Raw genomic sequence first — 21803 nt, 5'->3', positions numbered from 1 at the left:
CGGTTATAGGAGCAGGCAATGCGTCTTTCAACAGAACAAATGTTCCGCACCGGCAGCGAAGCTATGCAGCGTGCCCAGTCTGGGCTTAACCGCACCCTGACGCAACTCTCGACCGGCAAGCGCATCCTGACACCCTCGGATGATCCCACGGGCGCCACCCAAAGCGCGCGGTTTCGTGACACTATTCGTTCGATAGAGCAGTATCAGCGTAATACCGATCTCGCCGAACCGCGCTTGCAGCAGGAAGAATGGGCCATCGCCGGGGTTTCCGATCAGCTACAGCGGGTACGTGAGTTGATGATTCAGGGTGCCAATGACAGCCAGTCAAATGAGACGCGCCGCATAATAGCGCGTGAAATCCGTGAAATTCATGATTCTATCTTCGATATTGGCAATACCAAGGAACCGAACGGCGAGTATTTGTTTGCCGGGACCAAGTCATTGGCCGAGCCTTTCAAGATTGATGCTGACGGGGTTGTTTCCTATGTCGGTGCCGAGGGCGAAGGCTCGGTGCGGGAAATCGCTATCACACCTAATCGAAAGGTTGCCATTAGTGACAATGGCGCCAATGTCTTCATGACTATTCCGGAAAACGACGGGAGGGTATCAGCGGATATTACACGGGCTAATAACGGGGCTGTTCCGCGCGGCTCTTTGGTAATTAAAAGCACCGAGGTCAGTGATCTGAATCTCTATCTTAGCGGCGAGAATGACACCGACTTCTTTGATATCAGTTTTGACAATAGCGCTGGTTCAACCCAATATCAGGTCGAGCGGTTTGGCCCGGATGGAATATCGAAGGGAATAGAGGTTGGTTTAACCGACTACTCGCCAGGATCTCCGATTGAATTCGCCGGACGAACGGTCGTCCTCAGTGGTCAGCCGCGATTGCCTGATGGGGTTCACCCGAGCGATATTGTTTCCTCCCGGCCGGCGCAAAGTGTATCCCTGTTTCAATCTCTCAATGCTATCGCAACTGCGTTCGAAACTCCCACCGACAGCACAAGCAGCCGCGCTGATCTAGCGACCGCGGTTAATCGTGGTATTTCCGATATCGACGCGACACTTAATCATCTGAGTGAAGTCCGTGCGACTGTCGGCGCCCGCTTGCAGGTCATCGATAATCAGACTGAGTTGAATGAAGGTCGAAAGATCGACTTGCGTTCGACGCTATCGGAGTTGGAAGATCTGGACTATGCCGAGGCGGTGACCCGCTTCAAGTTTCAGCAGGTGGCGCTTGAGGCCGCGCAGCAGACCTACGCGCAGGCCAATCAACTGTCGCTGTTCAATTTCATCTGATTCAATCGCATCCAGTCTGCCTTCAGCTGGTTGGTGGCAGAGAGTCAAAGGCTGGTCTGTTGGAGTATAGCAACTTGTAGCTGCTGTCTTTTTAACCCTCACCTAAAGCGTCTCTTGCGGATCCACATCCAGGCTGAAGCGCAGATCCCGCGCTTTGGGCAAGGCGCGCAGGCGCGGCATCAGCCGCTCGAGCAGTCGGTGGAGCGGGGCGCGCCGCGGGGCTTGCACCAGCAATTGCGCGCGATGGCGGCCGGCGCGCTGTTCCATGGCGGCGGCTGCTGGCCCCCAGAGTTCCAGGCCGGGAAATTCCGGGTTTGGGAGTTTTTGATCAGTACTGAGCAGTTCCCGGGCGATGCCAGCGGCTTGGTGCAAAAAGGTCATGGCCGCTTCCTCGCGTGGGCTGTCGGCACGGATCAGCACCTGGTAGGAAAAAGGAGGCATGCCGGCGGCGCGGCGTTCCGCGAGCGCGGCGCGGGCGAAGGCGCCATAGCCGTGCTGGAGCAGGGCGCGCAGCATGGGATGTTGCGGGTGGCGGGTTTGCAGGATGACGGTGCCGGGTTTCTCCGCCCGCCCGGCACGACCGGCGACCTGCACCAGCAACTGCGCCATGCGCTCGGTGGCGCGGAAGTCAGCGCCATAGAGACCATGGTCCAGGTCAAGAATGCCAACCAGGGTAATGCCCGGCAGGTGATGGCCCTTGGCCAGCATCTGGGTGCCTAGTAGGATGCGAAACTCGCCATTCAGCGCCCCGGCGAGCAGCCGCTCGAGTTCGCCCTTGCGACTGGTGCTGTCGCGGTCGATGCGCGCGAGCGGAATGCCGGGAAAGCGCTGGCGCAGGCTGTCCTCGACCCGCTCGGTTCCCTGCCCGAGCGGGCGCAGGTCCGGGCCCTCGCAATAGGGGCAGCGCGCCGGCAGTGGCCGGATAAGGCCGCAGTGATGGCAGCGCAACTCAGCGCGGTTGCGATGAATGGTCAGGCGCGCATCGCAGCGGATGCACTCGCTGATCCAACCACAATCGTGACAGGTGAGCACCGGCGAGAAGCCGCGGCGGTTAAGAAACAGCAAGACCTGTTCGCCTTGACTGATACATTCTTCCACGCGCTGAAGTAGCAATGGACCCATGCCAGTGTCCAGATATTGGCCGCGAATATCGGCGATCTGAACGCGCGGGGACTGAGCCTCGCCGGCACGGTGCGAGAGGACCAAGCGTTGGTAGCGCCCGCGTTCGGCATTGTGCAGGCTCTCAAGCGCGGGCGTGGCGGAGCCGAGCAGCACTGGACACTGGCAGAGTTGGCCGCGGCGCACGGCGAGATCGCGCGCCGAGTAGCGAAAGCCGTCCTGCTGCTTGAGTGACAGGTCATGTTCCTCATCGACAATGATCAGCCCAAGCTCCGGGAGCGGGGTGAAGATGGCCGAGCGGGTGCCCAGCAGAACCCTTGCCAGGCCGCGCGCACCCTGGAACCAGCGCTGCTCGCGCTCGCGCTCGCTCAGGCCCGAGTGCAGCACCGCCATGGGGGCCGGGACGCGTGCGCGCAAACGCTGCTCGAGCTGGGGAGTCAGTCCGATCTCTGGGACCAGGATGAGAATCTGGCGGCCGAGGTCGAGCGCGTCGTCGATCAGGCGCAGATAGACCTCGGTCTTGCCGCTGCCGGTGATGCCATCGAGCAAAAAGCCCGCGAAGCCCTGGCTGGCGCGCACCGCCGCGACTGCCGCGGCCTGTTGTGGGTTGAGCTGCAGCGTCGCCGCCGCGGCGGCGGGCGCCGTGGTCTGCTCGGCCGCGGTCAGTTGCCGGCTGGACGGTGCGGGGCTGCGCACCGGCTCGGGGCGTCGCAGTCGTGTCGGCAGGGCGGTGAATAGTGCCTCTCCGGGGGCGGCGCGGTAATAGCGCGCGCTCCAGAGCATGAATTCCAAATCCAGCGGTTGTAACAGGGGTTCCTGGTCGAGGATCGCCAGCACGGCCTTGAGGCGTTCCGGGGGCAAATCGCTGTCGGTGGCGAGTGCCACGATCATGCCCACCCGGCGGCCGCGACCGAAGGGCACCAGTACTCGCATGCCGGGCTGGGGTATTGGGCTGGCGTCAATCGTCTCTGGCGGCAGATAGTCGAACAGCGCGGGCAGGGGTGCGGCGACCGCGATGCGCAGAATGGCTGGGCATGCTCTCACTGGGTTCATCGCGACCAGCCTGGAAAAAGGATGTCGCTGCCCGCTTGTTGGTGATTGGCGCCAAACACTGGCTGGTGGAGATGATTTGGCTCAAGAGGAGTGAGGTGCCATTCTGATTCCGAAGCATAGGTTATGTGACCGGTGGCTGCCGTTGTGGCCGACTGCGGAAGGTTCAGGGAGATGTTCACAAAAGCTGTGGATAAGTGTGGGGATAAGGCTGTCACATTGATTCCAAGTCTGTAGAAAGATTGCCACTTCTTGCAGATTGCTCACTTCTTGATCAGGTGTTTTAAAATATCAATCAAAACAATCATTAAACCTGTCCTGCCGATCATCCTTGACAGGCTGTGCAAGCCCTCTCTGGCTGGCTGGCTCAGTTCCGGGAAGCCTTGCGGAAGCTGTTGAAAGTCCGGGTTCCGAGGCAAGTTCGAAGGCTGATTGGGCGGCTATAACCGCACACATTGACAGTCCTGATCCGTGTCGTGGATTTCCGCGCTTTGTTGAAAAGCACTTGAGCAATCGCAATGACTTGGCTGGCGAGCGCGGATGCTGGCCCGGCGCCAGCCAAGGTTCCAGCAGTTGCGTTGCTGCTTGGAGGGGGTATCATGCACAAGTATTGTCGATCCAGGCTTGTATCACCGTGTTACTCAATCAGCAGGTTCTTCGAACTGATTTGGGCGGGATGCCTTTAGAGTGGGTCGATTATCGCGTGGCGGCTCGGCTTTATTTTTTAGGGCAGGTCGCTTATTCCTGCGGGGACGCCATTTTTCTGCTGCGCGGGGGCATTAACGCTATCACGCGCGAGCGCAGCCAGCTGCGCGTGCATTCCATCATCGCCACCCATGGCATCCAGCATGCGCCAAGCAAGCTGCGCGATGATTATGTTCCGCCGCTGAGCAATCGCACCTTGTTTCAGCGCGATGGTCATCTCTGTCTTTATTGTGGCGGGCATTTTTCTGACCGCCAGCTCTCGCGTGATCATGTGCGCCCGATCAGCCAGGGCGGGCGCAATGAATGGACCAATGTGGTCACCGCTTGCGTGCGCTGCAACAATTATAAGGCTGGGCGCACGCCCGAGGCCGCGAGCATGGAACTGCTGGCGGTCCCTTTCACGCCCACGCATGCCGAATACATCTACCTGATGGGCCGGCATGTGCTGGCTGACCAGATGGCATTCCTGCGCGCGCATTTTCCGCGCACCAGCCCACTGTTAAAGCGCCTGTTAAGCCGACCGCGCGCGGCTTGAGCCCGAACAGTCGCCTTGTCGCGCGGCATTTCACCCTGCCCCAGATCACTGAGCACGGAATTGGATTTTATGCACTGGCCATTGATCGCCGAACAGATCGCTGCCGCGAGCGGCGAGCCCTTTTCTCCCTCGGCGCCGCGCTCGGTCGGCGGTGGCTGCATTAACTCGGCCTATCAACTCGCCGATGGTGAGCGGGCGTATTTTGTCAAAATCAATCAGGGCGAGACTCTTGCCATGTTCGAGGCCGAGGCGGCTGGGCTGGCCGAGCTAGCGGCGGCTGCTGGTCCTAGGGTGCCGCGGCCCCTGTGCACCGGCACGGCAGGCAGTCAGGCATTCATTGTCATGGAGTGGATTGATCTTGGCCGCCAGCGCGGCGACAGTGCCGCCGAGGCCGGACGCCAGCTGGCGCGTCTGCATGAGTGCACACGCGAGGACTTCGGCTGGGATCGCGACAATACCATTGGCTCCACCGCGCAGCCCAATACTCCACGGGCGGACTGGGTGAGCTTTTGGCGCGAGCAGCGCCTGGGGTTTCAGCTCAAGCTGGCCGCGCGCCAGGGCTATGGCGGGCGTCTGCGGGAGCGCGGCACGCGCTTGCTGGAGGTGCTGCCGGCGCTGCTCGATCATGACCCTGCGCCCTCGCTGCTGCATGGCGATCTCTGGGGCGGCAACATCGGTTACGACGATCAGGGCGCGCCGGTGATTTTCGACCCGGCGGTCTATTTTGGCGACCGCGAGGCCGACTTGGCCATGACCGAACTTTTCGGCGGCTTTGGTGGGGATTTTTATGCCGCCTATCGCGAAGCCTGGCCGTTGTCGCCGGGCTACGGAACACGCAAGGCCCTGTACAACCTCTACCATATCCTCAATCACCTGAATCTGTTCGGGCGCGGTTATCTCAGTCAGGCCGAGGCGCTGATCGAGCGCCTGCTGGCCGAGGCGCGCGGCTGAGCCAGGAGTGGTCGCTAACGCCGGACGGGCAGCACCCATGGCGGAAACCCCGTTACAGATTTTGAACCGCGTCTTCGGTTACCCCGCCTTTCGCGGCCAGCAGCAGGCGGTGATCGAGCGGCTCATGGCCGGCGGGGATGCCCTGGTGCTGATGCCCACCGGCGGCGGCAAGTCGCTCTGTTATCAAATTCCGGCTCTACTGCGCCCGGGCACCGGGATTGTGGTGTCACCCCTGATCGCGCTGATGCAGGATCAGGTCGACGCGCTGCGCCAGCTCGGGGTGCGCGCGGCCTTTCTGAACTCCTCGCTCGCGCGCGACCAGTCCGAGCGCACGGAGCAAGCGCTTCTTGCCGGCCAGCTCGACCTGCTCTATGTCGCGCCCGAACGTCTGCTGACCGAGCGCTTTCTGGCGCTGCTCGGGCGTCTGCCCATTGCGCTCTTTGCCATTGACGAGGCGCACTGCGTGTCCCAGTGGGGACATGACTTCCGCCCGGAGTACGTCCAGCTCGATCTGCTGCACAAGCGCTGGCCGCTGGTGCCGCGCGTGGCCCTAACCGCCACAGCCGATGCCCCGACACGCAAGGAAATACTCACCCGGCTGCGGTTGCCGCTCGAGGCCCAGTTCGTCTCCAGCTTCGACCGGCCAAATATCCGCTACCGCATTGTCGAAAAACGCAGTCCGCGCCAGCAATTGCTGCGATTTCTCAAGCGCGAGCACCCCGGGGATGCCGGCATTGTCTACTGCCGTTCGCGTCGCGGTGTCGATGAGACGGCTGAGTTCCTGTGCGACCAGGGCTTTCAGGCCGTGCCCTATCATGCCGGCATGAGCGCCGAGCAGCGGCGCGCCAATCAGGCGCGTTTTCTGCGCGAGGAGGGGCTGATCACGGTCGCCACCATCGCCTTTGGCATGGGCATCGACAAGCCGGATGTGCGCTTTGTAGCCCATCTTGACCTGCCCAAGAGCTTGGAGGCCTACTATCAGGAAACCGGCCGCGCCGGGCGCGACGGGCTACCGGCCGATGCCTGGATGACCTATGGCCTGGGCGATCTGGTCATGTTGCGGCGTTTCATCGACGAATCCGGCGCCGAGGAACACTTCAAACGCCTGGAACACCAAAAGCTCGACAACATGCTTGGATTCTGCGAGACCACCGAGTGTCGCCGTCAGGCGCTGCTCAACTATTTCGGCGAGCCGTTGCCCGACCCTTGCGGCAATTGCGACACCTGTCTGGAGCCGGTGCCGACCTGGGATGGCACAGTGGCGGCGCAAAAGGCCTTGTCCTGCATCTTCCGCACCGGCCAGCGCTTTGGCGCCAGCTATCTGACCGAGGTGCTGCTCGGCAAGACCAATGAGCGCATGCGCCGTTTCGGGCACGATCAGGTCAGCACTCACGGCATCGGGCGCGAACTCAATGCCGATCAGTGGCGCTCGGTGTATCGTCAGTTGGTCGCGGCGGGCTTTGCCGCCGTGGATGTCGAGGGGCATGGCGGCCTGCGCCTGACAGAGAAAAGCCGCCCGCTGCTGCGTGGCGAGCGGAGCATCCGCCTGCGTCAGGATCCAGACAAACAAGCCCAGAAACGCGCCACCCGCACCCCTGTGAGCGTCACGCCCAGCGATCCCGAGGCGCGTGCACTCTGGGAAGCGCTGCGCGCGCATCGCGGCAAGATCGCCAGGGAGCTCGACGTGCCGGCCTTCGTGGTGTTTGGCGATGCGACCTTGCGCGAAATGCTGGCGCATCGCCCGCGCAATCGGGAGGAGTTTGGGCGCATCAGCGGGGTGGGGCAGGTCAAGCTCGAGCGCTTTGCCGATGGGTTTTTGCAGGTGCTAGCCGCGCATCGGGCGCGATAAGACCGGCCGAGACTGCCCCGGACGGCTGACGATCACCAGGTTTCAGTGGGAGCTTTTGGTGGCGGCTCCTAGTGGAAAAAAGGTGATCTCTCCTCCTCGTTCGCGGCAGTGTCGGCGTCCAGATTTGCGTCCACGGCTGGATCGACATCTGAGTCCAGACCGGGCTCGCCCGCAATGCGGTGGGCCTCATCAAACCAGTCGCCCAGATCGATCAGCCGGCAGCGTTCGCTGCAGAAGGGGCGCCAGCGCGATTCCGGCGCCCAGGGGACGGCCTTGCCGCAGTTGGGGCAGGGGACGGAGGTCGGCATGGCGGTCTATGAGGTCGCGGACATCTTCAGGAACCTGATAGGCGAAGGATCAGAAGACGCAGCAAGTCAGCTCAAAGGGGATATCCGCCGCTGTCTGCGTGGGCCGTGAAGTGTCCTTGGCCGTCAGGAAGCGGATACTGAATCTGTTTCTGTGACCGCTGATCTCCGGGAAGCAGTCGAGCTCGGGATTGAGTGCCACCCGGATGAGTTGCGTGGGCGCGCCCGTCTCGAGGGTTTCTTGAAAAAAACCCTGATGAGCCTTGACCGAGCGGGCATGACTGCTTGAGCGCGCCAGCGACAGGATGAGGTCGATGGCGTTCTTGGCCGGCTCGAGATCGGTGCTCCAGCGCGCGAGCAAGAGTGCGCGCGCCTCGGGCGACTTGGTTAACAGATGATGGTAATGCGGTAGGTCGAAGCTGCAGGCGCCACCTGGAATACTGTTGCGCTGGGCAATGGCCTTCATGAAGTCATCGTCGCGCGCGGCCGCGCCAATCTGCCCGTGGAGGGCGATCAAGCAGTGCTGCGCCTTGCCGAGCCGCGCCAAGACATCATCGAGCATGCTTGGGTCGACGCCTGGTTGATTGCGCACCCGGCCCAATGCATTGGCATTGCGGTCGAGTTCCTTGGCCAGCTCGCTTTTGATGTCGGATCGCGAGGTGATCGCGAGGATATCCAATAGGCCCTCGAGTGCCGCGCGCGTGCCCCAAGTGGTCTCATCGGCACGAAAGTGATCATATTTTTCAAAAAGATGCTCAAGCCGCAGAAAAGTGCGAATGCGCTCGTTTAGCGGATGCTCGAATACCGTCATGTCCGACACTGGGACGTCCCCCGACTAACACTCATGGGATCAGCGCTCATGAATCCGGTGCTCATGAATCCAGTGCTCATGGGTCCTGTGTTCATGGGCTGGCTACCTGTTAAGGATAGGAAACTCTTGTTGCAGGGAGATTGTGTCTCAGCCCGCTCATGCATGCTGCTCCAATCCATCCTGTTTTGTCCTGATTCTCCGGCATTGGCCGGCTTGGGTCAAAGTCTTCACCAAAGTCTTAACGGGGTGTGCCGACAGCGGGCGAGGCTTGCGATGCCCCTTTGCAGTCGGGGCGATGCTAAACTGCCGTCCCAACAGGGCGCCCGATGCGCGTCTGCAATCCGTTTTGATTGCCGCGCGCGCCAGGTGTTGGAACGACCGGGGACTATCGAGGATAGCGCATGGCAGGCCATAGTAAATGGGCAAACATTAAGCATCGCAAAGCCGCGCAAGACAAAAAGCGCGGCAAAATCTGGACCAAGCTGATTCGCGAGGTCACGGTCGCGGCCCGCGAGGGAGGCGGCGATGCCGGCTCCAATCCGCGTCTGCGCCTCGCCATCGACAAGGCTCTGGGCGCGAACATGCCCAAGGATACCGTCGATCGGGCCATCAAGCGTGGCGCGGGCGCTGGCGAAGGCGACAACTACGAAGAAATCCGCTACGAGGGCTATGGTCCAGGTGGCGTGGCCGTCATGGTTGATTGCATGACGGATAACCGCAATCGAACCGCCTCGGAGGTGCGTCACGCCTTCAGCAAACATGGCGGCAATCTGGGCACCGATGGCTCCGTGGCCTACCTCTTTACCAAGCAGGGCGTGATCAGCTTTCAGCCCGGGACTGACGAGGATGCCGTCATCGAGGCCGGGCTCGAGGCCGGAGCCGAGGACGTGGTGGTCAACGAGGATGGCTCGCTTGACGTGATCACCTTGCCGGAGACCTATGTCAGCGTCTGTGATGCGCTGTCCGCGGCGGGCTTCGACACCAGTGTATCCGAGCTTGGCTTTAACGCCGCGACCAATGTCGAACTTGACCGCGATACGGCCGAGAAGCTGCTGAAGCTGATCGATGCGCTCGATGATCTCGACGATGTGCAGGATGTCTACCACAACGCCGACATCAGCGATGACATCATGGCGGAACTGGATGCCTGAGCCGCTGACGGGCCCCAGGGCGTCATGACCAATCCAGCGGTCCTCCGCCAGCGGATTTTGGGCGTCGACCCTGGCTCGCGCAATACAGGTTTTGGCGTCATTGACAGCGACGGACGCCACAGTCGCTGTGTCACCAGTGGCTGCATTCGGGTCGGTCAGTTTGGCTGGCCAAAGCGGCTGGAGCTGATTTTTGACCGCATTGCCGCCCTGGTGGCTGAACATCGACCCCACGAACTGGCCGTGGAACAGCTCATTTTCGCGCGTGACCCCAGCGCCGCGCTCAAGCTCGGCCAGGCGCGCGGGGCTATTCTCTGCGCTGGCCTGAAGGGCGGGTTGGATGTTCACGAATACAGCGCCAAGTCCGTCAAGCTTGCGGTGGTCGGTACTGGCGCGGCGGACAAATCGCAGGTGCGGCACATGGTGCGGGTGCTGCTGTCGCTCCCAGAGCTGCCCGGCGAGGACGAGGCCGATGCCCTGGCGATCGCGCTCTGCCACGCGCATTCCATGGGGATACCGGCACGCAAGCGCGCGGCGGCCTCCTGGCGGGACTTTAGACCATGACCAAAACGCCATGATAGGACGTATTCAGGGCACATTGATTGCCAAGCAGCCACCGCGGTTGTTAGTGGACGTGCAGGGCATCGGCTATGAGCTGGAAGCGCCCATGTCGGTGTTCTACGACCTGCCCGAACTTGGCGCTCGGGTCACCTTGCTGACTCATCTCATCGTGCGCGAGGACGCGCATGTGCTTTACGCCTTCAATGGCGAGGGCGAGCGCGCCCTTTTTCGTCAACTGCTAAAAGTCACCGGCGTGGGCGCGAAAATGGCCTTGGCGATCCTCTCGGCCATGGATGCCGGGCGTTTTGCCGAATGTGTCCAGTACGAGGATCTCGCCGCGCTGTGCCGGGTGCCGGGCGTGGGCAAGAAGACCGCCCAACGCCTGGTGATCGAGATGAAAGATCGGCTCGCCGCCGGTCTGCCGGCGGCTGGAGCCGGTTCGGATGTCGGATCGGGCCAGGGCGTGGCGAGCGGTCAGACGCGCTCGCTCGCACCCGCGCCGAGTCCGCTCGGCGAGGCCGTGCATGCGCTCGAGGCCCTGGGCTATCGCCCGGCCGATGCCAACCGCATGGCGCGCGCGGCAAGCGAGCAGGCGGATACAACCGAAGAGATTATCCGGCTTGCGCTCAAGTCGCTAAACCGGGGCTAATGGCCGTGCATCGCAGCTTGATGCTTAAGCCTCCGGCCTGATTCCTGACTCCGCGCGAGCTGCCCACTATGTCCGACACCGACCGCCTGATCACCCCCGCCGCGAGTTCAGAGGATCGGGCGCTTGATCGCGCCATGCGCCCGCGCAGCCTGGCGGACTACATCGGCCAGCCACGGGTGCGCGAGCAGATGGAGATTTTTATCGGCGCCGCGCGCGCGCGCGACGAAGCGCTCGACCATACCCTGATCTTTGGCCCACCGGGGCTTGGCAAGACCACACTCGCGCATATTCTGGCCCAGGAGATGGGCGTGAATTTGCGCCAGACCTCGGGTCCGGTGCTGGAGAAGCCCGGCGATCTGGCCGCGCTCCTGACCAACCTTGATGCGGGGGATTTACTATTCGTCGACGAAATTCACCGCCTGAGTCCGGTGGTGGAAGAAGTCCTCTATCCGGCAATGGAGGACTTTCAGCTCGACATTATGATCGGCGACGGCCCGGCGGCGCGCTCCATCAAGCTCGATCTGCCGGCCTTTACCCTGGTCGGCGCCACCACCCGCGCCGGCCTCTTGACCTCGCCGCTGCGTGATCGCTTCGGCATCGTGCAGCGGCTCGAATACTACTCAGCCGCGGATTTGGCCGTGATCCTGCGCCGCTCCGCCGGCATTCTGGCGGTGGAAAGCGATGCCGAGGGTCTGGGCGAGATTGCCCGCCGCGCGCGCGGCACCCCACGCATCGCCAACCGACTGCTGCGCCGGGTGCGGGACTACGCCCAGATGAAGGCCGATGGCCGCATCAATCGCGCGGTCGCGGATCGGGCGCTTGGCATGCTGCAGGTCGACCAGCAAGGCTTCGACCACATGGACAGGCGACTGCTGAGCGCCGTGATTGAGAAATTTGCCGGGGGGCCGGTTGGTGTTGAAAGCCTTGCCGCCGCCATTGGCGAGGAGCGCGGCACCATCGAGGATGTGCTTGAGCCCTATCTCATCCAGCAGGGCTACCTGATGCGCACACCCAAGGGCCGGGTCGCGACCCTGCTGGCTTATCAGCATCTTGGATTATCGGGAGCACAGGTCGCAGGGGCAATGGCTGGGGCGGCATCTGGCCTGTCGCGTGCTCAAACCCATGGCGATCTGTTTGCGAAGCAGCCGGCGATTGGGCCGCAAGCCGACAGCGAGAACAAGACGGATCAACCTCTTTGAGCGAGCTTTGCGGGGAACCAGTGCCCACAAGACGATCATCTCTCTCAGCGCTCGCCGCTTTGGCGACGCTTGATGGTTGCGATGGCCTGGGCAACGGCCTCGGTGACCTGCTGGCGCATCATGCGACCGTCGCCGCTGCTCAGATGTGCCGAGAAGTCAATGCTGTGGCGAACATAACGGGCGGGTAACCGATTGAGCGCCAGGCACATGATGTCGGCAATCAAATCCTGATCGGGCGGCTCCGTGAAGGCGTCGCTGGAGGTGCGGAAAATCTCGTCGAGCACCAGTTGTTCGTAATAGTTGGTAATACTGGACAGCATGGGATGCTCTTGATATGAGTGTTCGGGTTTGTTGTGTTTGCTTGGACGCATGATGTTACTCCGATCAAAATGTTTCGTCTGCTCGGCGCGTGACAGGTCAATCGAGACTGCCACCATCAGGCGAGACTGTGGCGGCACAGCGAGGTCGAGCGACATCTCGCCTGTAACCGCATAATCGGTGGCTGCATAATTTGGTGGTCGCATAATAGTCGAAAATTCATTCGCTTTCGGTCTATAGTTGTGAGCTGGTATCGCATATTTTGCAATCGCGTCCATGCATCCATCCACGGACGTATGGATTTCTGGGCTGATGCCGCGCCCCGGCCGCGCCACGCTTGCCATGCTTGCCCATGGACTTTCTGCCATTGACCTTCCGAAGGAGGCCCTGTCCGCCGCATGCCTGATGCCATGACGACGACTGGTCCCAAAGCGCGCATCGCCCTGTGTGGCGACGGGGACCCTGTGCGCGCGACTGCCCATGTGCTCGCCTTTCTTGGGGTCGAGCCGCTGTTGCTGACGCAATGTCCGCGCGCGCTGGGCGAACTTGCCGACAAGCAGGTCGCGGCGCTTTGGATCTGCGCTGCCGATGAGTCACTGCGCGCGGCGGTGCAGATGCTGTTGGCAGGCAACAACCCCGCCAATGGCGATGCGCTGCCCATTATCTGCCAGCCGCCGGCCGATTCGTCTTTCGCCGACCCGCGCGTTGCCCTGGTGGCCAGCCCGCTGGTGCCAGGGCAGGTCATCGGCCTGCTGCAATGGATACAAGGTCGGCAGGGTGAGACCCGCGAGGACGGCCAGGATTTGCGCGGCCAGCATCCCTCCATGCGGCAGGTGCGACGGCTGATCGCTCAGGTGGCCCGCACCGATGCCACTGTGCTCATTCTGGGCGAGACCGGCTCCGGCAAGGAGGTGGTCGCGCGCGCGGTGCATCGCGCATCGGCGCGTTCTGGTAAACCCTTCGTGGCGGTCAACTGCGGTGCCATCCCGCCTGATTTGCTTGAGAGTGAGCTGTTCGGGCATGAAAAAGGCGCCTTTACCGGCGCCTTCACCGCGCGCACCGGCCGCTTCGAGCTGGCCGAGGACGGGGTGATTTTTCTCGACGAGATTGGCGACATGCCCTTGCCGATGCAAGTCAAGCTGCTGCGGGTGTTGCAGGAACGCACCTTCGAGCGGGTCGGCTCGAACAAGTCCCTGCAGACCAACGCGCGGGTGATTTCCGCGACGCACCGCAATCTCGATCAGGCGGTGGCCGAGGGGCATTTTCGCGAGGATTTGTTCTTTCGGCTCAACGTCTTCCCGATCGACATACCGCCGCTGCGCGAGCGGCGCAGCGATATTCCCCTTCTGATTAAGGCGCTGAACGAACGCCTCAAGGAACAGGGCGCCGAACCCGCGCTGCTCACGCCCGCCGTGCTCGCGCATCTGAGTACCCTCGAGTGGCCGGGCAACATTCGCGAACTGGGCAATCTGCTCGAGCAGCTCTCCATCATGTATCCGGCGGAGCTGGTCGATCTGGCGCAACTCCCACCCCGGGTGCGACCCGAGACTGTGATGGCATCGATCCTGCCGGCGGCCGCTGCTGTCCCAAAGCCAAGCGAGGCCGCGACCGGGTCACCTGCCGCGATGCCAAGCTCCCTGCCCAAGGGGCTGGAGTTGCGCGAATACCTCAACGCGCTTGAACGCGGCATGATTCTGTCCGCGCTTGAGGAGCATGGCTATGTGGTGGCGCGCGCGGCACGGCGTCTGGGCATGCGACGCACCACACTGGTGGAGCGCATGCGCAAGTTCGGCCTGGAGCGCGAGGACGCCGCCGAGGCAACAGGCGACTGAGGGGTTGTCCTGACAACACGCATCTCGAACCCCGCGCCCGCGAGCTAATGGCCACCTCCAACCGCTGCCCGCGAAGCGCGCTGGCCGAGGGTCTGCCGGGCGAGCAGCTTTCCCTGGCACTGTCGAAAATCCGTCACTTCATTTGGGTTCCTCGCTTCAGCAGCAGGACATTCGCGTCATTCTTGACGCTCTTGCGCCCGCCGGCGGTCATCGCAAGCAGACTGCCACTCGGCTTGGGATCAGCCCGCGGAGGCTCGCATTCAAGTTGGCGCTTCGGCTTGGTGGGAGCATTCAGATTTCGGCTCCTTGAGACCGGGCCTGTTAGGAAGATGGCATTATCGTTGCTTGCCTTGAGTCATTAGATCGGGTGCCGTCCGCCGCGCGGGGAGTCAGCGCCAGGCTCGGGACAGGTGCTCAGCACGCTGGAGGTGGGTCATGAGCGATATGCAAATTCAAAGTGTTCTGCAGCAGATGCGCGCGCTGGCGCAGTCAAGCAAGCTCGAGGGGATTGAATCCGCCGGCTCCCTTCAGCCGACTCAAAGCCAGCAGCGCCTCGGAGAGCCGAATGGAGAGCTGAATTTTGCCGAGACCCTGACGGACTCTCTGCGCGCCGTTAATGGCCTGCAGCGGGAAGCGAAAGAGGTCCAGACGAGTTTCGAGCTCGGCGACGCCAATGTCAGCCTGCCCCAGGTGATGGTGGCCATGAGCAAATCCAGCCTGGCGTTCGAAGCCACCAACCAGGTCCGTAACCGACTGTTAACGGCCTATCAGGAAGTGATGCGCATGTCGGTCTGATGACTGACTGAGGAAACGGAGAGAAAAGCGATGGCCGCGGCTCTGACAGAACGCCTTGCAACCGGATTTAACAACTTTACCGCCCTACCCGCGGGCCGGCAGCTTGCGCTGCTTGGGCTTGTAGCGGGTGGCCTGGTGGTCGTCGCTGGCGTACTTTTTTGGGCACTGCGCCCTAGCTATGTGCCGCTGTTTGGAGGGCGCATGGATAATGCCGAGGCCGCTCAGGTGATGGAGGCGCTTGGCCAGATGGGCGTGCCCTACAAGGTCAGCAACCGTCTCGGTCAGGTCGGCCAGATTGAAATCCCCGAACAGCGCGTAGCCGAAACCCGTTTGCTGCTGGCGGGCCAGGGGCTACCCAAATCCGCCGATATTGGCTTCGAACTGCTGCAGGAAGACGCAGGCTTTGGCGCCAGTCGGCTGATGGAATCCGCCCGCCACCAGCGCGCGCTCGAAGGCGAGTTGGGCCGCTCCATCGCCGCGCTTGATCCGGTCGATCTGGCGCGGGTGCATCTGGCACAGCCGGAGCGTTCGGTTTTCATCCGCGAACGCAAGCCGCCCACCGCATCGGTTGTGGTTCATCTGCGTACTGGGCGCAAGCTCAACGACGCCCAAGTGGCTGCCATTGTGCATCTGGTGTCCTCCAGCGTGCCGGCTCTGGAGCCGGACGCGGTCACTGTGGTTGATCAGACCGGCCGCTTGCTGACCAACAACGATGACGAAATGGGTCTCTACGCCAATGCCGATCAGCTAGACTATACCCGGAGGCTGGAAGATAGCTATGTGGATCGTGTACGCTCCTTGCTGTTGCCCATTCTCGGTCCCGAGGGCATGCGGGTGCGGGTTGCCGCCGATCTGGACTTCTCCCGCGTCGAGCGCACTGAAGAGCTGTTCGACCCCGAGCGGACCGCGCTACGCTCCGAGCAAATCAGCGAACAAGAACGCATCGGCAGCGATCTCGGCCCCATGGGCGTGCCTGGCGCCCTGACCAATCAGCCGCCCGAAGGCGGCCAGCTGGGCGAGGGTGAAGCGGCCGGGGGTCAGGCGGAAATACCCAAGAGTCGCAGTCTTGACAGCACGCGCAATTACGAGATCGACCGCACCATCGCCCATGTGCGCGAAATGCCTGGCGCCATCAAGCGCCTGTCGACCGCCGTGGTGGTCGACTTTATCGAACAAACCAACGAGGAAGGCGAAGTTACCCGCATTCCGCGTCCGGCCGAGGAACTCGAAAACATTCGCGCCCTGGTGCGCGAGGCGGTTGGCTTTAGCGATGCGCGCGGCGACACCATTAATGTGGTCTCCGCCGCCTTCACCACCGAGCAGGAGATGGAGCCGGCGCAATTTTGGACCCAGCCCTGGTTTGTCGATCTGGCCAAGCTCGGTGCTGGTGTTTTGCTAGCCATTCTGGTGTTGCTGACCGTGGTGCGACCGGGGGTCAAACAGTTACTCGGTGCGCCAGCGGGGACCGATCTGGTCGCCCAGGATGAGGACGGCGATGGAGAGGACGAGGGTGAGGATCATGTCTCCCTGGGGCAGCATCAGGGTTCCGCCATTGCCGCGCTTACCGGTCCCAAAGGGCCCGATCAGCAGCAACTCGATCTGGAAGCCGTGCGACAAATGGTTGAGGAAGATCCGAAACGGGTGGCACAAGTCATGAAAACCTGGCTAGGTGTAAACGATGGCAGCTGATCCTTCCAAACTCACGGGACCCGAGCAAGCGGCCGTTTTTCTCATGAGTCTTGGTGAGCAAGCAGCCTCCTCGGTGATGAAACACATGGGGCCGAAGGAGGTGCAAAAAGTGGGCACCGCCATGGCCTCGCTCGAGCGCGTCTCGCGCGGTCAGGTGGACTATGTGATTCAGCAGTTTTCCGAGGCCGTGCAGGACCAGACCTCGCTTGGCATCGGGTCGGACGAATATGTGCGCTCGGTGCTGACCAATGCACTAGGGGACAAGGCTGGCGGCATCATCGACCGCATCCTGCTGGGGCGCAATTCCAAGGGCATCGAGGCGCTCAAATGGCTAGATGCACGCTCCATTGCCGATATCATCCGCAACGAGCACCCGCAGATCGTCGCCATTGTTATGTCCCATCTCGACCCAGATCAGGCCGCCGAGACGCTGCTGTTCCTGCCCGAACGCATGCAGTCGGACATCATTTTACGGATTGCCACGCTTGACGGCGTGCAGCCTCAAGCACTGCAGGAGTTGGATGAAATCCTTGAAACTCAGCTCGCCGGCAAGAGCAGCGCTCAGTCCTCGATGGTCGGAGGCGAACAGGCCGCGGCGAATATCCTTAACTTCATGGACGGCTCCAAGGAGGCCGTGGTCATGGAAGGCGTCTCCCAGGTCGACGAGGATTTGGCCGAGCGTATTCAGGAACTGATGTTCGTCTTTGCCAACCTGATCGACGTCGATGACCGTGGCATCCAGACGTTGCTGCGGGAAATCAACACTGAGACGCTGGTGATCGCACTCAAGGGCGCGGACGAGGAGCTCAGGGACAAGATCCTCAAGAACATGTCCAAGCGTGCCGGCGAGATGTTGCGCGAGGACCTGGAAGCCAAGGGACCGGTGCGTTTGAGCGATGTCGAGGCGGCGCAGAAAGAAATCCTTGCCGCCGCGCGGCGCCTGTCCGAGTCAGGCGAGATCGCACTTGGCGGTAAGGGTGGGGAGGCCATGCTGTGACGGCTCAGGCCGCCATTGTCGATGAAGTCATGTGGGCCGAGGAGGCAGACGGCTTTGATGTCGAGACTTGGCAGCCGCCCTTCTTCGGCGAGGCGCCGCCCCAAGAGCCGGAATTTGAGCATCATCTGCCCACGGCCGCCGAGGTTGCCGCGATTGAGGAAGCCGCGCGCGAGGCCGGTTATGCCGCCGGTTTCGATCAAGGCATGCGCGAGGGCAGTGAACGCGGTCAGCGCGAAGCCGAACAGGAAACCCAGGCACGTGCCGCTCGCGAGCTGAAGGCCAAGGTGGCGGCGCTCGAGAGCATCGCGCGCGAACTGGCCGACCCGCTGTCTTCCGCGGCCGATGAGATTGAACCTGAACTCTTGACACTGGTCACCACCCTTGCCCAACGCGTGATCATGGCCGAACTCGACAGCCGCGGCGAACTCGTCCAGGGCGTGCTGCATCAGGCGCTGGCCCAATTGCCTGCGCGCAAGGCTCAGGTGCGGGTGCGGGTGAACCCTGAGGATCTCGCGGTGGTCGAGGCCTATGCCGAGGATCAGGGCGAGAACATCCGCTGGTTGGCCGATGCCGAGGTCACCCGTGGCGGCTGCCTGGTCGAAAGTGGCCCAAGTCGCATTGATGCCAGTGTCGAGACACGCATCGCGCAAGCTGTCGATGCAATCTGGGGTGAGCTGATTCGTCCGCCTGCGCAAGAGGAAGAAGCCGAGCCGGATGATCCACTCGCGCAGACGCCTCCTTCTCAACCCTCCAGCGAAGGACTTTCGTCATGACGGACAGTATCCAGCAGCTGCGACAGCAGCGCAGCGGAGACCTGGTCAAGGGCCTGCGCGAGCGATTGCGCGAGTCCCAGCAACGCGTCGCCCGGGTGCCCAACCCGCTGCCGGAGGGACGGCTGTCGCGCATGGTTGGGATGACGCTCGAAGCCGAGGGGGTGCGCCTGCCGGTGGGCGGACGCGCGGCCATTCACACCGCCAGCGGCCAGCGGCTGCCGGCCGAGGTGGTCGGCTTTCATGGTGAAAAGACCTTTTTGATGCCCGAGGGCCGGCTCGAAGGTGTCGCGCCCGGTGCGCGCATTGAGCCACTGGAACAAGCACGACTGATTGGCGTCGGCCCCGAACTGCTCGGGCGCGTCATCGACGCCAATGGCAGGCCGCTGGATGACATGGGGCGCATTCGCGCCTCCGAACAGATACCCATTGAGGGCAGGCCGATCAATCCGCTCAAGCGCGATCCGGTGCGCACGCCGCTTGATGTTGGCATCCGCGCCATCAATGGCCTGTTGTCCGTTGGCCGCGGTCAGCGCCTGGGTCTGTTCGCTGGCAGCGGCGTCGGCAAGAGCGTGCTGCTTGGCATGATGACCCGTCATACCGAGGCCGATGTGATCGTGGTTGGACTCATAGGCGAACGTGGCCGCGAGGTGAATGAATTTATTCATGACATTCTCGATGTCGAATCGCGCAAGCGCACAGTGGTGGTCGCTGTCCCAGCGGACCAACCGCCCCTGCTGCGTCAGCACGGTGCCTGGGTAGCCACCGCCATTGCCGAGCATTTTCGCGACCAGGGGCTCAATGTGCTGCTGCTGGTGGATTCCCTCACCCGCTTTGCTCAGGGCGCGCGCGAAATCGCCATGGCCATCGGCGAGCCACCGGCGACCAAGGGCTACTCAGCGTCTGTGTTCGCGCGCCTGCCGCAACTGGTGGAACGTGCTGGCAATGGCGACAAGGGTGGCGGCTCCATCACCGCCTTCTATACGGTGCTGGCCGAAGGCGACGATCAAAACGATCCCATCGTCGATGCCGCGCGTGCCATTCTCGATGGCCATGTTGTGCTCTCGCGCGCCATCGCCGAGACCGGGCGTTATCCAGCCATTGATGTCGGGGCTTCGGTCTCGCGCGTCATGGACGCACTGATCAACGACCAGCATCGCCAGGCCGCGCATCATTATCGCAATCTGACCTCGACCTACGAGATGAACCGAGATCTGATCGCTGTCGGGGCGTATCGCCAGGGTGCCGATCCTGTCCTTGACGAGGCCGTCGCCATGCGTGCGCGGTTGGAGGACTATGTGCGGCAAAATCGCCTCGACAAAGTCAATTTTGATGAAGCGCGGGAGCAGTTGTTCGGGTTGTTCGGTCTGACGGCGCACAAAGCCGCCGCCTGATCTCATGAGTGTCAAACGCTTTCAGCGCTTGCTAAAGGTGCGCGAGATGATTGAAAACCAGGCCGCTGTCGCGCTAGCCGCAAGGCTCGAGGACCAGCGCCGAGCCGAGCTCCAGCGTGGTCAGTTAAATGAATTGCTGGCGTCCTATCTCAATACCGGCGTGCCCGAGAATGTTCTCGCCATGAAGCAATTTGCCGAGATGCGCGGACAGCTGCGCGCCGCGATTGAGCAGCAGGAGGTGCGCGTTGCCGCCGCCCAAGCCCGCGCCGAGCAGGCACGCGGCCAATGGATGGAAAAGCACCGCGACAGCCTGTCGCTGGAAAAGCTGATTGAACGCCGGCGCCAGGTCGAGCAGGTGACGGAAAACCGACGCCTGCAAGCGGAGCAGGACGCCTGGGCCACGCGCCGGGCCTTCGAGCGGGTGCACAGCGCCGACAGCGATTAGCTGCGCGAGCGCCTGGTGCGGAAATTGCCAAAATGCTGCCGCACCGGTCGTGATCAGAAGATGGTGCATCAAGAGACAGCCGACGACAGAGGCCAGAGAGAAGAGGCATGACATCATGATGGGAACCCAGAACGCAGCGGTGGAAGTTCGCTCGGGCGCCTCGGGGCTGTTTGGAGCCAAGGGAGCCCTGGCTCCCGGCGAACTTGGTGTGAACGGCGAATTTACCGAAGCCCTTGAAGAGCATCTTGGCGGGCTTTTGGTTGAGCTAGGGGTCGATCCCAAATCGCTCGTTGGCATGGACATTGAAGCCATGCTCGCCAAACTACAGGCGTTGCTTAATGGGCAATTGGGTTCCGCTGGCGGCGATGCCGTGCCACGGCTCGGTTCCCCGGAGCTGCGGAAAGCAGATAGCGAGGCGCAGGGTGTGGAGCTCTCCCTTGGGGCTTTACTTCAGGATGAATTCGATTCAGTCCTAAGCCCTGAAGTCCAGGCAGCGTTGGCGGTGTTGCAGCAGGGGCAATTGAGCGGCGATGCCGTGCCACGGCTCGGCTCCTCGGAGCCGCGGAAAGGGGATAGCGAGGCGCAGGGCGCGGAGCTCTCCCTTGGGGTTTTACTTCAGGATGAATCCGACTCAGTCCAAAGCCCTGAAGTCCAGGCAGCGCTGGCGGTGCTGCTGCAGCAGCATTGGGTCGGGCAATCTGGAGGGGATCTTGGGGAGACCGAGAGTCTTTCGGGCCGCATAGGCCAAGCCGGTGGCGATGTCTCGGTCTCGGATCTGCTGGCCTTTCTCAAAGCCTCGCTGGCCACGAATAATCGCAGTATTGCTGCCGCCGATGCCGGTGTTGTTGCCGGTGTCGGTGTCGCTGCCGGTGCCGGTGTCGCTGCCGGTGCCGTCGCCGAGCAGGGGGCCACCACGGCGGAAGGTACCAAGGCCTTCGATCTCACCCGCTTGCTTACGCCCGACGGCGCCCGACAATTGGCGGAGCGTCTGTCGCTCATCGCTAGGGCACGCGATGGTATGGCCGAGATCAAGCTCAGTCCGCCAAGCCTCGGCGCCATGGAGGTGCGGGTGACCATGGAAGCCGATAGAACGCATGTGCATTTCGTCTCAGCAAATCCTGCGGTGCGTGAACTCTTGGATGCCGCCATGCCAAGATTGCGCGAGGCACTGGCGCAGGATGGCCTGTCACTCGGCGATGCGTCCGTTTCCGATCAGCCACCGCAAAGACGCGACAAGCCAGGAGGAGAGGGGAGTGCCGCGGGTAATGGTGAGGGAGGCGAGGACAGCAGCGATCAAGATTCGCTGTTGGCAGCCGAAGGTCCGGTCGCCGTCAGCACCCTGTCGGCACTCGCGCGCAAGCTGGATCTCTTTGTCTGATCCC

21 protein-coding genes are annotated in these 21803 nt (G+C 62.4%); 17 read left to right on the top strand and 4 right to left on the bottom strand.

Annotated features, from left to right (window positions below; all coding sequences use genetic code 11):
- Nucleotides 1–18 precede the first annotated feature (18 nt).
- Nucleotides 19–1299, top strand: coding sequence for a flagellar hook-associated protein FlgL (flgL, locus tag Thiowin_RS24050; RefSeq protein WP_328985509.1), 1281 nt, complete (start codon nucleotides 19–21; stop codon nucleotides 1297–1299).
- Between the two features lie 102 nt (nucleotides 1300–1401).
- Here flgL and Thiowin_RS24045 read toward each other — a convergent pair whose 3' ends face one another.
- Complete coding sequence (locus Thiowin_RS24045) at nucleotides 1402–3471, bottom strand: primosomal protein N' (protein WP_328985508.1); 2070 nt, start codon at nucleotides 3469–3471, stop codon at nucleotides 1402–1404.
- Between the two features lie 673 nt (nucleotides 3472–4144).
- Here Thiowin_RS24045 and Thiowin_RS24040 point away from each other — a divergent pair.
- The 3 genes from Thiowin_RS24040 to recQ all read left to right on the top strand — a co-directional run bounded on the left by Thiowin_RS24040 (nucleotide 4145) and on the right by recQ (nucleotide 7508).
- Nucleotides 4145–4708 (top strand): HNH endonuclease, encoded by a 564-nt coding sequence (locus Thiowin_RS24040; RefSeq protein ID WP_328985507.1) that lies wholly within the window; start codon nucleotides 4145–4147, stop codon nucleotides 4706–4708.
- Between the two features lie 69 nt (nucleotides 4709–4777).
- Nucleotides 4778–5659, top strand: a complete 882-nt coding sequence (locus tag Thiowin_RS24035) for a fructosamine kinase family protein (protein WP_328985506.1) — start codon at nucleotides 4778–4780, stop codon at nucleotides 5657–5659.
- Between the two features lie 37 nt (nucleotides 5660–5696).
- The gene (recQ, locus tag Thiowin_RS24030; protein ID WP_328985505.1) at nucleotides 5697–7508 is read left to right on the top strand and encodes a DNA helicase RecQ; all 1812 of its coding nucleotides are present in this window, start codon (nucleotides 5697–5699) and stop codon (nucleotides 7506–7508) included.
- 68 nt (nucleotides 7509–7576) lie between these two features.
- Here recQ and Thiowin_RS24025 read toward each other — a convergent pair whose 3' ends face one another.
- Complete coding sequence (locus Thiowin_RS24025; RefSeq protein WP_328985504.1) at nucleotides 7577–7816, bottom strand: DNA gyrase inhibitor YacG; 240 nt, start codon at nucleotides 7814–7816, stop codon at nucleotides 7577–7579.
- A 49-nt stretch (nucleotides 7817–7865) separates the two neighbouring features.
- Nucleotides 7866–8624 carry a cell division protein ZapD gene (gene zapD / locus Thiowin_RS24020; RefSeq protein WP_328985503.1) on the bottom strand — a complete coding sequence of 253 codons (759 nt, stop codon included), beginning with the start codon at nucleotides 8622–8624 and terminating at the stop codon, nucleotides 7866–7868.
- 401 nt (nucleotides 8625–9025) lie between these two features.
- Here zapD and Thiowin_RS24015 point away from each other — a divergent pair, with 401 nt between their 5' ends.
- The 4 genes from Thiowin_RS24015 to ruvB all read left to right on the top strand — a co-directional run bounded on the left by Thiowin_RS24015 (nucleotide 9026) and on the right by ruvB (nucleotide 12181).
- Entirely contained in the window at nucleotides 9026–9775 is a 750-nt protein-coding gene (locus tag Thiowin_RS24015) for a YebC/PmpR family DNA-binding transcriptional regulator (protein ID WP_328985502.1), read from the top strand.
- A 24-nt stretch (nucleotides 9776–9799) separates the two neighbouring features.
- The gene (gene ruvC / locus Thiowin_RS24010) at nucleotides 9800–10336 is read left to right on the top strand and encodes a crossover junction endodeoxyribonuclease RuvC (protein WP_328985501.1); all 537 of its coding nucleotides are present in this window, start codon (nucleotides 9800–9802) and stop codon (nucleotides 10334–10336) included.
- Between the two features lie 10 nt (nucleotides 10337–10346).
- Nucleotides 10347–10982, top strand: coding sequence for a Holliday junction branch migration protein RuvA (gene ruvA, locus Thiowin_RS24005; protein ID WP_328985500.1), 636 nt, complete (start codon nucleotides 10347–10349; stop codon nucleotides 10980–10982).
- A 68-nt stretch (nucleotides 10983–11050) separates the two neighbouring features.
- Entirely contained in the window at nucleotides 11051–12181 is a 1131-nt protein-coding gene (gene ruvB, locus Thiowin_RS24000) for a Holliday junction branch migration DNA helicase RuvB (RefSeq protein WP_328985499.1), read from the top strand.
- Nucleotides 12182–12225: 44 nt separating this feature from the next.
- Here ruvB and Thiowin_RS23995 read toward each other — a convergent pair whose 3' ends face one another.
- Entirely contained in the window at nucleotides 12226–12777 is a 552-nt protein-coding gene (locus tag Thiowin_RS23995; protein WP_328985498.1) for a late competence development ComFB family protein, read from the bottom strand.
- Between the two features lie 120 nt (nucleotides 12778–12897).
- Between Thiowin_RS23995 and Thiowin_RS23990 the strand changes: the two genes are divergently transcribed.
- The 9 genes from Thiowin_RS23990 to Thiowin_RS23950 all read left to right on the top strand — a co-directional run bounded on the left by Thiowin_RS23990 (nucleotide 12898) and on the right by Thiowin_RS23950 (nucleotide 21799).
- Complete coding sequence (locus tag Thiowin_RS23990; protein WP_328985497.1) at nucleotides 12898–14331, top strand: sigma-54 interaction domain-containing protein; 1434 nt, start codon at nucleotides 12898–12900, stop codon at nucleotides 14329–14331.
- Nucleotides 14332–14473: 142 nt separating this feature from the next.
- Nucleotides 14474–14641, top strand: coding sequence for a helix-turn-helix domain-containing protein (locus tag Thiowin_RS23985; RefSeq protein ID WP_328985496.1), 168 nt, complete (start codon nucleotides 14474–14476; stop codon nucleotides 14639–14641).
- 125 nt (nucleotides 14642–14766) lie between these two features.
- Nucleotides 14767–15126 carry a flagellar hook-basal body complex protein FliE gene (fliE, locus tag Thiowin_RS23980; RefSeq protein WP_328985495.1) on the top strand — a complete coding sequence of 120 codons (360 nt, stop codon included), beginning with the start codon at nucleotides 14767–14769 and terminating at the stop codon, nucleotides 15124–15126.
- Nucleotides 15127–15156: 30 nt separating this feature from the next.
- Nucleotides 15157–16815: a flagellar basal-body MS-ring/collar protein FliF gene (fliF, locus tag Thiowin_RS23975; protein WP_328985494.1), complete on the top strand. Its 1659-nt coding sequence runs from the start codon at nucleotides 15157–15159 to the stop codon at nucleotides 16813–16815.
- Nucleotides 16805–17812: a flagellar motor switch protein FliG gene (gene fliG / locus Thiowin_RS23970; RefSeq protein WP_328985493.1), complete on the top strand. Its 1008-nt coding sequence runs from the start codon at nucleotides 16805–16807 to the stop codon at nucleotides 17810–17812. The genes fliF and fliG overlap by 11 nt, the downstream gene beginning before the upstream one ends.
- Nucleotides 17809–18585 carry a FliH/SctL family protein gene (locus Thiowin_RS23965; RefSeq protein ID WP_328985492.1) on the top strand — a complete coding sequence of 259 codons (777 nt, stop codon included), beginning with the start codon at nucleotides 17809–17811 and terminating at the stop codon, nucleotides 18583–18585. Before fliG ends, Thiowin_RS23965 begins: the two co-directional genes overlap by 4 nt.
- Nucleotides 18582–19976 (top strand): FliI/YscN family ATPase, encoded by a 1395-nt coding sequence (locus Thiowin_RS23960; protein WP_328985491.1) that lies wholly within the window; start codon nucleotides 18582–18584, stop codon nucleotides 19974–19976. The genes Thiowin_RS23965 and Thiowin_RS23960 overlap by 4 nt, the downstream gene beginning before the upstream one ends.
- 4 nt (nucleotides 19977–19980) lie before the next feature.
- A complete protein-coding gene (locus Thiowin_RS23955; protein WP_328985490.1) occupies nucleotides 19981–20421 on the top strand; it encodes a flagellar export protein FliJ in 441 nt (146 codons plus the stop codon).
- A 115-nt stretch (nucleotides 20422–20536) separates the two neighbouring features.
- Nucleotides 20537–21799: a flagellar hook-length control protein FliK gene (locus tag Thiowin_RS23950; protein WP_328985489.1), complete on the top strand. Its 1263-nt coding sequence runs from the start codon at nucleotides 20537–20539 to the stop codon at nucleotides 21797–21799.
- Nucleotides 21800–21803 lie beyond the last annotated feature (4 nt).

The organism is Thiorhodovibrio winogradskyi (assembly GCF_036208045.1).
In the GTDB taxonomy this organism is placed as follows: domain Bacteria; phylum Pseudomonadota; class Gammaproteobacteria; order Chromatiales; family Chromatiaceae; genus Thiorhodovibrio; species Thiorhodovibrio winogradskyi.
This window is presented reverse-complemented; position numbering and strand designations above follow the sequence as displayed.

Coding starts and splice junctions, on each gene's coding strand:
- flgL (WP_328985509.1), top strand. CDS start 19: ATGCGTCTTTCAACAGAACAAATGTTCCGCACCGGCAGCGAAGCTATG.
- Thiowin_RS24045 (WP_328985508.1), bottom strand. CDS start 3,471: ATGAACCCAGTGAGAGCATGCCCAGCCATTCTGCGCATCGCGGTCGCC.
- Thiowin_RS24040 (WP_328985507.1), top strand. CDS start 4,145: ATGCCTTTAGAGTGGGTCGATTATCGCGTGGCGGCTCGGCTTTATTTT.
- Thiowin_RS24035 (WP_328985506.1), top strand. CDS start 4,778: ATGCACTGGCCATTGATCGCCGAACAGATCGCTGCCGCGAGCGGCGAG.
- recQ (WP_328985505.1), top strand. CDS start 5,697: ATGGCGGAAACCCCGTTACAGATTTTGAACCGCGTCTTCGGTTACCCC.
- Thiowin_RS24025 (WP_328985504.1), bottom strand. CDS start 7,816: ATGCCGACCTCCGTCCCCTGCCCCAACTGCGGCAAGGCCGTCCCCTGG.
- zapD (WP_328985503.1), bottom strand. CDS start 8,624: ATGACGGTATTCGAGCATCCGCTAAACGAGCGCATTCGCACTTTTCTG.
- Thiowin_RS24015 (WP_328985502.1), top strand. CDS start 9,026: ATGGCAGGCCATAGTAAATGGGCAAACATTAAGCATCGCAAAGCCGCG.
- ruvC (WP_328985501.1), top strand. CDS start 9,800: ATGACCAATCCAGCGGTCCTCCGCCAGCGGATTTTGGGCGTCGACCCT.
- ruvA (WP_328985500.1), top strand. CDS start 10,347: ATGATAGGACGTATTCAGGGCACATTGATTGCCAAGCAGCCACCGCGG.
- ruvB (WP_328985499.1), top strand. CDS start 11,051: ATGTCCGACACCGACCGCCTGATCACCCCCGCCGCGAGTTCAGAGGAT.
- Thiowin_RS23995 (WP_328985498.1), bottom strand. CDS start 12,777: ATGGACGCGATTGCAAAATATGCGATACCAGCTCACAACTATAGACCG.
- Thiowin_RS23990 (WP_328985497.1), top strand. CDS start 12,898: ATGCCTGATGCCATGACGACGACTGGTCCCAAAGCGCGCATCGCCCTG.
- fliE (WP_328985495.1), top strand. CDS start 14,767: ATGAGCGATATGCAAATTCAAAGTGTTCTGCAGCAGATGCGCGCGCTG.
- fliF (WP_328985494.1), top strand. CDS start 15,157: ATGGCCGCGGCTCTGACAGAACGCCTTGCAACCGGATTTAACAACTTT.
- fliG (WP_328985493.1), top strand. CDS start 16,805: ATGGCAGCTGATCCTTCCAAACTCACGGGACCCGAGCAAGCGGCCGTT.
- Thiowin_RS23960 (WP_328985491.1), top strand. CDS start 18,582: ATGACGGACAGTATCCAGCAGCTGCGACAGCAGCGCAGCGGAGACCTG.
- Thiowin_RS23955 (WP_328985490.1), top strand. CDS start 19,981: ATGAGTGTCAAACGCTTTCAGCGCTTGCTAAAGGTGCGCGAGATGATT.
- Thiowin_RS23950 (WP_328985489.1), top strand. CDS start 20,537: ATGATGGGAACCCAGAACGCAGCGGTGGAAGTTCGCTCGGGCGCCTCG.